This is a genomic window from Pseudomonas sp. (assembly GCF_036404235.1).
GTDB lineage: Bacteria > Pseudomonadota > Gammaproteobacteria > Pseudomonadales > Pseudomonadaceae > Aquipseudomonas.
Genome location: NZ_DASWOT010000056.1, coordinates 59,705 through 71,819, shown reverse-complemented (window position 1 = coordinate 71,819; position 12,115 = coordinate 59,705). Strand labels below are relative to the sequence as shown.

Here is a 12,115-nt window from a genome sequence, read left to right as displayed (position 1 = left end):
GAGATGGATTTATTTTTCAGGAACAGGATGCGCCACGAACACCCGTTCCCACGGCCCGATGATCGATGGATTCGGCGCAGTTCGTTGGACGGTCGACGGGATGAGCGGTCATCCTGCCCATGGGCAAACGGGGTGATGCATCGCTATGATTGCAGCCCATGAAACCCACCGCACCCACCCGCCAACTCTGCCCGCCCGGCGCTTGCGACTGCGAGCGTGAACGGCTGCTTGAGGCGTCGGACGCAGACCTGCGCATCTTGTCCCTGACACGTGCGGAAGAAAAACGCCTGCTGGAGCGCCTGGAAAACATCACAAGCCTGGGCGACCTCGAACACATGCAACGCCGCATGTATGAACAACTTGGCATCCGTCTGCACATCACTCCGGGTTTCAACGAAGTGCGAAGCGCCCGCGGAATCGATTTTCATATCGAAGCGCTGCCCGGCATGTGCCGCAAAACCCGCAAGTCGATTCCGCGCGCGATCCGCCGTGGATTGGAAAGACGTCCGCAAATCGCCTACCAATTGCTGAACGCCCACGACTTGCTGCGCGACACCTAAGTGGCTCCACCCAGGTGATGACTCGGGCAATCGGGCTGAACAATGTTCGCGCACTGACGACACGCGGTCCGTCACACGGCAAATAGTTGAAACCATTTTCCGATCACCCCAGTCGACATCGAAAGGCCAATGCGACCGTCGCTTGCGCCGCATTGAGGTCAGCCTATGATTGCAATCATTGTCCCCGCGCATAACGAAGAGCTGGCCCTGGAGGGCTGCATCAAGTCGCTATTGGCCGCCGCCGCTCACCAAAGCCTGGCCAATGAGCCTGTCGAAATTCTGATTGCTTTGGATGATTGTAATGACGACTCCCTGCTCGTCGCCCAGCGTCACAACGTATTGACCCACACCTGCAATAACCGCAACGTGGGTATGACCCGCGCCGAGGGCGCCCGCCTAATGCTACAGCGCGGCGCCAGATGGCTCGCGTTCACCGACGCCGACACCTTGGTGCCACATTCCTGGCTGGCAGATCAGGTCCGTTTCGGTACCGATGCGGTGTGTGGAGTGGTGGAGGTGATGGACTGGTCCGAGCACTCTGATTTTGTGCGCGAGCGCTATGACGCGCATTACACACCTGTCGACGGTCATCGGCACATCCACGGGGCAAATCTCGGCGTCAGCGCCGCCGCCTATTTAAAGGCCGGCGGATTCAGGGCCCTCGCAGCCCATGAGGACGTGTACTTGATCGAAGACCTTGAGCGCAGCGGCGCCACGATCATGTGGACCGCTGCCAACCGGGTCACCACCAGCGCACGAAAAAACTGCAGATGTCGGGAAGGATTTGGAGACTATCTGAAGTCGCTGGCCAATCCGTTGTCGGTCGGCTGAATGCTGAAAACGCTACAGAGGGTCAGGTGGAGGGCAGCCAAACGCTTAGAGATGCAGCGTGATTATCCATGCACAAATATTGCTGAACAGGCGCCCCGCCGCTTGAGCCACAAAGCTTGGATGGTGTATGTGTTACTGCCAGACGTTGTTATGTGTTCTTCTTCGATTTCACCCAGGCGACCTTGATGTTACAGAGCGAGAACGAAGCGCATGACTCGCAATCACTGCTTGGCGGCGCGATGATGAGCGCCAGCGTTGCATTGCCAAAGAGTGGCAACTGGTTCAAACGATTACTGGCCTTTACCGGGCCCGGTTATATGGTTGCCGTCGGCTACATGGACCCCGGCAATTGGGCTACCGATATCGCGGGTGGTTCGCAGTTTGGCTACATGCTGCTGTCGGTGATTCTACTCTCCAACATCATGGCGATAGTGCTTCAGGCGTTGTCCGCAAGGCTGGGCATCGCCACCGGTTGGGACCTCGCCCGCGCCTGTCGGGAACTCTATAGCCGTCCAGTCTGCATCGCGTTGTGGCTGGCCTGTGAAAGCGCAATCATCGCCTGTGATCTGGCGGAAGTCATTGGCACCGCCATCGCCTTGAATCTGCTATTCGATATTCCATTAGTCTGGGGCGCGGTGATTTCAGCGCTCGACGTGTTGCTGATTCTACTGCTGATGGGCAGAGGCTTCCGGTCGTTGGAAGCGTTCGTGATTGCTCTACTAATCATCATTTTCGCCTGCTTCTCGATCCAGATGTTTCTCGCTGACCCGGTCCTTATTGAGGTCCTCCACGGGTTCATTCCCAAGGCAGAAATCGTCACCAATCCGGCGGCGCTTTACCTTGCGATCGGCATCATCGGCGCCACGGTCATGCCGCACAACCTTTACCTGCACTCCTCAATCGTCCAGACCCGCGCCTATCCGCGCACCGATGCCGGGCGCAAGCTTGGCCTGCGCTGGGCGGTGACCGACAGCAGCATTGCCCTGACGCTGGCACTGTTCGTCAATGCTGCGATTCTGATCACCGCCGCCACGGTGTTTCACACGTCCGGCAGAACCGATGTGGTCGAGATAGAACAGGCCTACCACCTGCTGTCGCCGATGCTTGGGGTGGCAATGGCTTCCGTGCTTTTCGCCGTGGCCTTGCTCGCGTCGGGGATCAACTCAACGGTCACGGCAACGTTGGCTGGGCAGATTGTGATGGAAGGCTTTTTACGGCTGAAAATGCCTGGCTGGATACGACGCCTGATCACCCGCGCACTGGCGATCATTCCAGTGATCATCGTGACCAGCCTTTATGGCGACAGCGGCACAGCGAAATTGTTGGTGCTGAGCCAGGTGGTTCTGTCCATGCAGCTACCCTTCGCGGTCATACCGCTGGTGCGCTTTGTCTCGAACAGGCAACTGATGGGTAATCTGGTGACGGGTAAAGTGCTCACGATGTGCGCATGGATCATCGCCACACTCATCGTCGGGCTGAACCTGATTTTACTGGCTGGCATGTTTCTGGGATGAAAGTCCGGCCATCAGCAACGCTTGACGCGCGACAGTCAGTCCGATTGAGGCGTGATCCGACAACTCTTGCGATTGCGAATCTCACTTTCCGAAGGCCGCTGCTTGATGAATTCGAAGCGTGGTTCGCCCTCGCTGTAAATCACCAGCCAGCCCCAGTCCAGCTCGGCTTCGTCCTGGCCCGGTTTGGGCGGGGCGGCCCACCAAGGTTCTTTGTTAACGATTTCGCGCATGGCCGTTCTCAGTAAGCTGGATGACGTTAACTATAGAGGCAACAGGTAATAGCATCAGGTTCCCTGTTGCAATCGCCATCGAGGAACTCACTCAAACCATGTGCCATGGCTGCTGATCGACCGCCAGACATTCAAATCCTGGTCATTGCCAAGGGCTTTTCTATTTATTGACGGGATGGCAGAGCCGATGCTAGACCCCATATAAGCGTCCGCTATGGCCTGTTCGACTTTGTCGGCCTTCACGCCAACCCCTCACCTCGATAATCGGATGGTACGGATGATACGGATGATGTTTATTCATAGTGCCGCCTGGCGGAGCGTTATTGAGCACGCGAGATTGCTTGCTACTACTTCATAGGCTTCTGCGCAAGGGTTTGTGGCGGCGCACTTTATAGTATTGACTCGAAATCGGCCGGCCAGGAGGGGCGACAATCGCACAGAGCGTATTGTTATATTAACGTCCGTCATCACGCGCTAACGTGATCGAAACAGATAGGCTGGGAATTAAAACTGTCTTTGTGTAATGCATATTTAACAAGGTTTTATCCAGGCGCCCGATGGCCAGGGAAGACTTCCCGAACACCTGCGGCTCCAGCATTGATCGGCAAGGACGCACGAGGCCAGGAAGTTAACCCTGCGGGGCTCGACGAAGATGCGCCGTTCGTTGACAAGAAATCACTTAAGTTTCTGTCAGCCTTGTCCAATAACGGCGAAAGTAGAATTCTTTTGAAACAATTACTCACGCCCACAAAAAAGCCGCACGAATGCGGCTTCAACTATCAGTTAGAGCGCCACGATTCTACTGTGTCCGAACCGTGCTCTGCTTTCCATTGTTTCAACAGCTTGTGGTTGCCACCTTTGGTTTCTACCAGTTCGCCGGTATGAGGGTTCTTGTAAACCTTCATATCACGTGCTTTGCGTTGTGCCTTCACAGGAGCAATAGCCTGCGCAGAGCTACGACGACCAGCCTGAGGATCAAGAATGTTGATCACGTCCTTCAGACTAAAGCCGTACTCACCCAGCAATGCGCGCAATTTGGTCTCGAACTCAATTTCCTTTTGCAGGCCGGAGTCATTTTTAAGGGATTCAAGTTCTGCCAGATGTTGAGCGAGTTGCTGTTCGAGTTTGCGAAATTCAGCGAGACGAGACATTGAGTAAATTCCATTGACTTAGGGGGAGCGCGTTACGCACACACAATGCTAACGCTTGAATAGCAAAGAGTCATCCGTTATTACTTCAATTTAAGAACACGTCATATTTAAGCTGTCGGTCTGCGCGCGGTGGAAACGGCAATGTTCGCCCGCGCATCCACCTCCAAAGCCTTATGAACAAAGGCCCGCCGGTATTCATGAAAGTACGCTGTCAGAGCGTTTGCGTTGTGACCAGCGGTCCATTACCGGCGCGCCATTTCGTGCTTGATGCAATCTTGGTAATAGGTTTGCTTGACTGCCGCAGGCTTCAATCGAGAAGCGCTGTCATAGGTTTGCTCGGTAATGCCCAACGCCATCATGCGCATCCAGGGCTGGGAATATTTACGCGCCTGGACCTTGTTGCGTGCGCCGTATAGCGAGACTCGGGAAAGCTTGGACGCCTGCGCAGATCCAGCGACAGCCGACCCCCAACTGCAAAGATCACGATCGTTTTTGCTCAGCGCTTTCGCCTGTGCCGAAGATACAACGCCGAACAAACTCGCAAATACCATGCAAAACAAACAAATCCGCATGCAACCATTACCTAGCTTTCTAAAAAGAACGCAAGTTTGCCTACACATTCAGATTCAGGGGGCCAGCACTTTGCCTCTTTTACAGAGAGGTACGGTGATGCAACAGGCGCGCGGCGTCGAATACCCTTTCATCGGCGAAGCGCGCGCCCATCAGCGACATTCCGACCGGCGCGCCGTTAAAGCACTGCCACGGCATGACGACCTGTGGTAGGCCAGACAGCCCGGCCATGCACAGCAGTTTTTGCGAACGCCCGCGGATCTCGTTGACTTGCGGCAGTGAAGCGTCCAGTCGCGGTGCGACACCCGGGACTGGCGGCAGCAACAACAAGCGATTATTGCTCAACACGTTCGCCAGAAGGCTCTGGGCTTGGGAACGCACCTGCGCAGCTGCAAATACCTGTTCCGACGTGACATGGCTCGCCGCTGCGAAGCGCTCGGCCACATCGACACCAAACTCAGGTGTCGAGCTGCGCACCCACTCCCCATGTTGTTGCCAGATTTCCGCTGCCTGCAGCGTACGAAACGCATGGGCCCAGGCGTCCAGCGCGAGTGTGCCAACGCCCAGGCGATCATGGGGGATGGCCTGCTCGATCAGCCAGCGCTCGAACGCCTCGCGCACCGGCTCGTCCAGCAAGCCGATCACGTCATCACTGACCAGCAACCGACTCGACAATTCAGACGATTCAGGCAGCCGAGTGTGCATGAGACACTCCAGTGCCGCGCCAAGAACCTCCGGGGCTCGGGCAAACCATCCCACCGTGTCGAAACTGTGAGCCAGAGTGAAGCAGCCGTCCGCCGCTACCCGGCCGTGGCTCGGGCGAATCCCCCACAACCCGCAATAGCTGGCGGGCAGGCGAATCGAACCACCGCAGTCGGTGCCCAGCGATAAGTCGGCATGGTGAGCCGCCACTGCCACCGCAGAACCGGAGGAAGACCCACCCGGCAAGCGTTCAGGCGCAGCGGGATTGATCGGCGTGCCATAGTGGGCATTGATACCGGCCAGGCTGTAGGTCAGCTCATCGGTCACGGTTTTGCCGACCCACTCGCACCCCTCGGCCAACAGCAGGCGCACTACCGGGGCAGTTCGGGTAGCAACCGCTTGCTCTTGCAACCAACGCGGATTGCCAGCGCCGCAGATCAACCCCGCGACATCGAATACGTCTTTGACTGCCAGGCGAACGCCGCTCAGACTCAACGCGCCAACACGCTCGGGTCGTGAAGGCTGGCCGGCAAAGCCCTCAGCCATGAAGGCTCCGTTGAGCCCCGGTTGCAGACGCATCTTCATCGCTCCATCCAGCTGACATGGGCCGCGACGATGCGCCAACTCCCAGCGATGCGCACCCAACTTTGCGTTTGCCGCCCGAAACGTGCTTGTCCGGCGCGGCTAAAGACGATGTGGGTGACGGCAAAATCGTCGCCGAAACTGGTCACCGCTCGCTCAAGGATCGTGCGCTCAAGGCCTTGACCGGGACGCGCACGTCGAAACGCCTGAATGGCCTCGTAGCCATACAGATGCTCCCCCGGACCATAACGCAGCGTGTGGGGACTGTCCCAGAACAGCTCATCGAGCACAGCAATGTCGTTGCGGGTCAACGCACGTTCATAGCGCTCGAAAGCCTGGTTAAGACTGGCCAACGATTGGGGGTTGTTGATGACCGGGGCGGTCACCGAAACAGCACCAAACAACGCCGGATCGGTGAGGCACACACCGCGCCCTAACAGACCCTGCTCGCCATTGGCGTCAAGCATCGCAATGGCCACACGCGGAGTGGATTGATCCGCGCAAATCAACTCCGCATCGATTGCGCTGCCCAGTTGAAATGCCTGGAACTCAGGATGACTGCCGACCAGCCAACGGGGGCGCTCGCGCGTGGCTCCCGGCAACCAGCCGCGCATGTCGCTGGCGATTTCGGTGGTGTAAAACCACGACTGTGCGCCAAACCCGGCCGCATCAATGACGCCGCTGTCACCGAGCATCGGGCTGGCGGCAAGATCACTGGGTGCCATTCTCGGACCTTGTGGCACATGCGCGGGCAAGGTAATCCAACGATCAGGTCGATCAGCCAGACGCACCCCGGCGTCGATGCCGTTACCGGCCAGTGCCAACACCAGCTTCGTAGCGTGCTCGGGATCATTACTGCGCGTCGCATCCAGCATCAAATAGCAGGCGGCCATCCACAGCGTAAGGAAAAACAGCGGCGTGGTTTCCAGCATCGCTTGCACGTCGGCGTCGTCCAGCGACGGCGATAAGGCTGCCAGTAACGCAGCCGTAGCGACCGTGGTGTGGCTGTGCAGATCGTCGCCGCCGAACAGGCCCGCCCTGGCAAGCGGTATCAGTTGGAGGGGTGAGCGTTGCAGCGCGCTCCGTAATACCGGTGCCAGACGTTCATCACGCCACGCCAATCGCTGAATAACCGCCAGGTTGCGCGTGCCGAAACGGATTTGCGGACCGAAACCACTGCTCAACAATGACCAGCAGCGCGGGCCGTCCGGTTGCGCGCTGTCGACCACTTCGACCAGGCTGGTGGACGGAGAAATTACCGCTGCCAACGGCGTGACGATGCGGTAATCCTGAGCTGGCAACACGCGCACCCGACCGTCCGCGATCATCGCCTGGGCTTGGGTTTCAGTGCCCGCCCAGCCTTCATACAAGCAACACAAGACGGCGGACGACAACACCGGCTCACTGGGCTGGCATGGGTTGGTGAACGGCGGCCCGGCGTGCAACAGCGTCATCGGCTCCAGGCCCACCGCCTCGCGGGCGCTGCGCACCGTGGTCCATGCCGGGCGCACGGCATACAGCCTGGCCAACGCAGCCTGCAAAGCGGGCTGATCGCTAGCGGTCGGGATCGATTCAGCGTTCATGCGGGCAGACCTTCAGTCAGACGACACGAGGGACAGGCAGTATTTGCGCAATGGAGTCGAAGCGTTTGCCGGCGCGCAGGCAAAACACCGGTTGCAGCATGCGATGAGCGATGACTTCAGTGCCTTCGTTGTCGCGCAGCAGCCAGGCGCCTTCTTCATCGCTCAGCACACTGACATCGGCTTCTCGGCCAACGCCCAAGGTGCCAATCTCGTCGCTCATGTCCGCAAGCTTCGCCGCATTGCTGGTCACCATCGGCACCACCTGCTCCAGGGTCAGCCCCAACGCCATCATGCTGACCATGGCCGACACCAGACTGAAACGTGAGGTTCCCGTGAACAAATGCTCTTCGTCGGGATGCTCGTCCGGCGTACCCGCAGGTGCCGGGACGGTGGTGTTGTAGCCATGCATGTCCGAACCCAGCGTGTCGGGCACGACGCCCGCGTCAATGACTTTGGCCGCCATTTTGTAGCTAAAGTGCGAACCGTGGCCGACATCGACCTTAAGACCGCGCTCGATGGCTTCACTGACCAACGGATGCAGTTGACCGTTCTGCTCGACGAAGCCCCCCGGATGACGACTGAAAGGATGCGCCAGCACGTCGCCGGGTTTCAGCAGGTCCAGCACCTGCGGGAAGATGCTGTCGGGATCGATCGTGTATTCAGGCTCGTCGGGCATTGGCCACAGCTGGCCGAAGTGGATGTAAACCGGAAGCGAAGTCTGCTCACCGATCTGCGCAGCTTTTTTCATCACGTCCAAGCCCCAGCGGGCAAAACCGCCCAGCTCGGCGTGGGCCTTGATGCCTTTGACGATGTCACGGTTAGCCAGCGCCGACTTGACCGTGGCGGCAACATCCGCACATTCGGGACGATACAGTTCGGGATAAAAATGCCCTTCCAGACCACCGACCAAATACGCGGAAAGAAACGACAACACGCGGCTCTCGGCAGGCTCGGCGACGAACTTGCGAAACCCCGGCAAGGTCATGCAACTGGCGCCACCCTGATCGATGAGCGTGGTGACGCCGGAATGAACCCCGCACATGTCGGCATTCAGGCCAAAACGTCCGGTGACGTATTGATACACATGGCTGTGGGTGTCGATCAGGCCCGGCAGCACCAGCTTGCCCGTGCAATCGATCAATTCGGCACCTATGGCGGCGTCGGTATAGAGCAGCGTGCCAACGGCCTTGATGCGATCGGCCTCGATCAGCACATCACAGACGGTATCAATGGAGTTCGCAGGATCGATAACACGACCGCCGTGGAGAAGGATCTTTTTCATGGAAGTCTTCTAGAAGTGTCATTAGGTGGAGGCTGCAACGCAATCAATGTGCCAATCAGAGATATCTATCCCATCACAAATTAATATCTTGTTGTTTTATATGAATTTAATCGTCAATAAATAAACGTGGCATACCATCTTTTATCGCAGCGATTAAAATCTGTAAGCCCCTGATATCTGCACCGTTTGAAGTCTCTGCGCACCATGCCCGCGCACTGAGAGGCATACCCCTCATAAATCCTGAGAACATTGAGTCCAATCCTCAGCAGGGTGGCCCGCAAGATGCCGGAAAAATCACTTTAAGATAAAGAGGTATGCCACTTTTTACTCTATAATCCGCAGCCTCTCGCTTCGCTGAACCCAGCCCCTTTTGCGGCGCTGAAGGGGCTCCATTGACAACAGGTTTGCCACGCTTTATGACGACGCAAGACGATGACCACCAGCCGGAGTTGGACGCCGCCCTTGGCCGTTCGGCCTTGCTTGGACGCCCTGGCTTTTTGATCCGCCGCCTGCACCAGATCCACTGCGGCCTGTTTCTCGATGAAACCCGCGAATTCAACATCACACCGGTGCAGTACAGCCTGATGACCGCGCTCGGCACCCATGGCGAGATGGACCAGAACTCCCTGTCCCATGAGATAGGTCTGGAGCGTACCAGCGTCGCGGAAGTCATCCCCCGGCTTGAGGCGCGCGGTTTGTTGCAACGCCGCCAGAGCACCGAAGACCGCCGGGTGAAGCTGGTTAAGCTCAGCCGCAAAGGGCTTTACCTGCTCAAGAAGATGGACGTTAACGTGCAACGCGCCCATGACCGCACCATCGAGCACATCCCTGAAGCACAACGGGCGTTGTTCATGCTGCAATTGATTCGACTGGTCGAAGCCAACAACGATGTGGGCAGCGCGCCCTTCAAGCTGGAGCGTGACAACAGTTAGTCAGTCACGCCAGGCATAAGGCAGCAGGATCAAGCTCCCCGCACGCCTTTTGCTCTAGCGAACAGTTGTCGCACCGCCGTGAAAACGCGAGAGGAATTGTTGCGCTCGCAAGGTCTTGGGCGCCGAGAAAAACTCTGCTGGCGCGCCACTTTCGACGATGTCACCAGCGTCCATGAACACCACGCGACTGGCGACCTGGCGTGCAAACTCCATTTCGTGGGTGACGATGACCATGGTTGCACCCTCACCCGCCAAACCACGGATAACCTCCAGCACCTCGCCCACCAACATCGGATCGAGGGCACTGGTGGGCTCGTCGAACAGCAAAATATCCGGCTTCATCGCCAGTGCCCGGGCAATACCGACGCGCTGCTTTTGCCCGCCTGACAGGCGCGACGGGAACATGTTGGCCTTTTCTGCCAAGCCGACCCTCGCCAACAACGATTGCGCCTCCTGGAGCACTTCATCACGGTTGCGTTTCTGCACGTACAGCGGCGCCTCCATAATGTTTTGCAGCACGGTCAGGTGCGGCCACAGCGCGAAGTGCTGGAACACCATGCCGATCCGCGAACGCATTTGCGCCAGATCAGCGTCGCTCATCTTCATCCCACCCTTGTGTACGCCCATGCGTTGGCCTTTGAGAAACACACTGCCGGCGTTGGGTTGCTCCAGCCAGTTAATACAGCGCAACAAGGTCGATTTACCGCAGCCGGACGGCCCCAACAGGCACACCACGTCACCGCTCATGACATCGAGCGAGACATCCTTCAGGACGTTGTTATCGCCAAACCATTTGGAGATACCCTGCAGTTGCAACACCTTTGTTTGTTGAACCAAAGCGACCTCGCTGGGGGAATTGTGCAGTGCGTTCACGTTCGACGTTCCTCGGCGTAGCGGGTCAGAAGGCTGGTCAGAATCTCAATGCACAGGCACAGCAGCCAATACAGCAGCACCGCCGAGAGAAACGCAGCAAAAGGGATAAAGTAAGTGGACTGGATGGCGTTCATCACGCTGGTGAGCTCGGTCACCGCGATGATCGACAAAAACGCACTGTCCTTGACGATCTGGATCAGTTGATTTCCAAGGCTTGGAATAGCGCGCATGACCACTGGCGGCATAATAATGCGACGAATCAGACTGAAACCGTGAAAGCCAAACGCCCGCGCCGACTCAATAGTGTCGGCGGGCAAGTCCTGCCAGGCGCCGCGCAGCAGCACAGCCATGTAGGCCGAGTTGTACAACACCAGCGCCAGCACGCCGCTGCTCCAGTTGGACAGGCGAATGCCCATGGACGGCAGCGCAAAATAGATCAGATAGACAAACAGCAGAAACGGCACGCAACGCATGGCATCGCAAAACGTATTGGCGATGCGGGCAATACCGGGGCGCGATGACATCAACATCGGCGTCAACAGCATGCCCAGCAGCAGCGACGTCGTGGCCGCGATACTGACCAATATCAGCGTGTTGAGAAAGCCGGTGCCGATATCCGGCAGTTGCCCCCAGATCGTCAGAAAGTCGTTGATCATGCAGCCACCTCATGCCCAGCGCTGCGCTGCTCAAGCCGCCGTTGCAAACGAATCAGCAAGTAGACGATCACGCTGTACAGCAGCAAGGCGAAGATGAACGGCGGCAGCGGGTCATAGGTGCGCGCCCCGACACGTTGCGCGGCCCGGGTAATTTCCACCATGCCGATCACCGCCACCGCCGGGCTGGACTTGAGCAACATGGTCATTTCATTGACCAGGCCCGGCAAACTGGAACGCCACACCTGCGGCAGTACGATGTGCCGCAAGCGCAAGCCACGGCGCATGCCGAAGGCCAGCGCTGCGTCGTATTCCTGCTTGGGAAAAGCAATCAACGCGCCCCGCCAGACCTCGCAATTGAACGCTGCGGTCGACAAGGTCAATGCCAGAATCCCTGCTGTTGCCGGGTCCAACGAAATGCCAAACTGTGGCAGCGCGAAGAAGATCAACAGGATCAACGTCACCGCCGGGCACGAACGCATGATGCTCACATAGATGAAGACCGCCTGCCGAGCCACCGGCACTTTGCCCCAACGAACCAACGCCAGGCCAAGCCCCAGTGGCACGCCAACGATAATGCTGACCAACGAAACCCCTATCGTCGACAGAGCACCCAGCAGGATGCTCCAGTAGTCGTATGCCGTCATGAGCG

Annotated in this window: 13 protein-coding genes; 4 read left to right on the top strand and 9 right to left on the bottom strand. The window is 58.0% G+C overall.

From position 1 onward, the window contains the following. Nucleotides 1-158 precede the first annotated feature (158 nt). The 3 genes from VGC62_RS07065 (at nt 159) to VGC62_RS07055 (ending at nt 2,905) form a co-directional block, all read left to right on the top strand. A complete protein-coding gene (locus VGC62_RS07065) occupies nt 159-560 on the top strand; it encodes a hypothetical protein (protein ID WP_331186356.1) in 402 nt (133 codons plus the stop codon). Nucleotides 561-725: 165 nt separating this feature from the next. After that, the gene (locus VGC62_RS07060) at nt 726-1,391 is read left to right on the top strand and encodes a glycosyltransferase (RefSeq protein ID WP_331186355.1); all 666 of its coding nucleotides are present in this window, start codon (nt 726-728) and stop codon (nt 1,389-1,391) included. A 242-nt stretch (nt 1,392-1,633) separates the two neighbouring features. Next, the gene (locus VGC62_RS07055; RefSeq protein WP_331186406.1) at nt 1,634-2,905 is read left to right on the top strand and encodes an Nramp family divalent metal transporter; all 1,272 of its coding nucleotides are present in this window, start codon (nt 1,634-1,636) and stop codon (nt 2,903-2,905) included. Between the two features lie 35 nt (nt 2,906-2,940). On the opposite strand, the gene VGC62_RS07050 is transcribed toward VGC62_RS07055, so the two are convergent. The 6 genes from VGC62_RS07050 to VGC62_RS07025 all read right to left on the bottom strand — a co-directional run bounded on the left by VGC62_RS07050 (nt 2,941) and on the right by VGC62_RS07025 (nt 9,005). Continuing rightward, nucleotides 2,941-3,135 (bottom strand): hypothetical protein, encoded by a 195-nt coding sequence (locus tag VGC62_RS07050; protein ID WP_331186354.1) that lies wholly within the window; start codon nt 3,133-3,135, stop codon nt 2,941-2,943. A gap of 779 nt (nt 3,136-3,914) precedes the next feature. Further along, entirely contained in the window at nt 3,915-4,286 is a 372-nt protein-coding gene (locus tag VGC62_RS07045; RefSeq protein WP_331186353.1) for a histone-like nucleoid-structuring protein, MvaT/MvaU family, read from the bottom strand. Between the two features lie 242 nt (nt 4,287-4,528). After that, nucleotides 4,529-4,837, bottom strand: a complete 309-nt coding sequence (locus VGC62_RS07040; protein ID WP_331186352.1) for a hypothetical protein — start codon at nt 4,835-4,837, stop codon at nt 4,529-4,531. Between the two features lie 100 nt (nt 4,838-4,937). Then, nucleotides 4,938-6,143 (bottom strand): amidase, encoded by a 1,206-nt coding sequence (locus tag VGC62_RS07035; RefSeq protein WP_331186351.1) that lies wholly within the window; start codon nt 6,141-6,143, stop codon nt 4,938-4,940. After that, a complete protein-coding gene (gene hpxZ, locus VGC62_RS07030) occupies nt 6,140-7,723 on the bottom strand; it encodes an oxalurate catabolism protein HpxZ (RefSeq protein WP_331186350.1) in 1,584 nt (527 codons plus the stop codon). The genes VGC62_RS07035 and hpxZ overlap by 4 nt, the downstream gene beginning before the upstream one ends. A 16-nt stretch (nt 7,724-7,739) precedes the next feature. After that, complete coding sequence (locus VGC62_RS07025; RefSeq protein ID WP_331186349.1) at nt 7,740-9,005, bottom strand: amidohydrolase/deacetylase family metallohydrolase; 1,266 nt, start codon at nt 9,003-9,005, stop codon at nt 7,740-7,742. Between the two features lie 416 nt (nt 9,006-9,421). Here VGC62_RS07025 and VGC62_RS07020 point away from each other — a divergent pair, with 416 nt between their 5' ends. Further along, nucleotides 9,422-9,937 carry a MarR family winged helix-turn-helix transcriptional regulator gene (locus tag VGC62_RS07020; RefSeq protein WP_331186348.1) on the top strand — a complete coding sequence of 172 codons (516 nt, stop codon included), beginning with the start codon at nt 9,422-9,424 and terminating at the stop codon, nt 9,935-9,937. A 54-nt stretch (nt 9,938-9,991) separates the two neighbouring features. Here VGC62_RS07020 and VGC62_RS07015 read toward each other — a convergent pair whose 3' ends face one another. Genes VGC62_RS07015 through VGC62_RS07005 form a run of 3 tightly spaced genes read right to left on the bottom strand, consistent with a single transcriptional unit; the run spans nt 9,992 to nt 12,110 of the window. Then, the gene (locus VGC62_RS07015) at nt 9,992-10,810 is read right to left on the bottom strand and encodes an amino acid ABC transporter ATP-binding protein (protein WP_331186347.1); all 819 of its coding nucleotides are present in this window, start codon (nt 10,808-10,810) and stop codon (nt 9,992-9,994) included. Beyond that, the gene (locus VGC62_RS07010; protein WP_331186346.1) at nt 10,807-11,466 is read right to left on the bottom strand and encodes an amino acid ABC transporter permease; all 660 of its coding nucleotides are present in this window, start codon (nt 11,464-11,466) and stop codon (nt 10,807-10,809) included. Before VGC62_RS07010 ends, VGC62_RS07015 begins: the two co-directional genes overlap by 4 nt. After that, nucleotides 11,463-12,110 (bottom strand): amino acid ABC transporter permease, encoded by a 648-nt coding sequence (locus VGC62_RS07005; protein ID WP_331186345.1) that lies wholly within the window; start codon nt 12,108-12,110, stop codon nt 11,463-11,465. The genes VGC62_RS07010 and VGC62_RS07005 overlap by 4 nt, the downstream gene beginning before the upstream one ends. Nucleotides 12,111-12,115 lie beyond the last annotated feature (5 nt).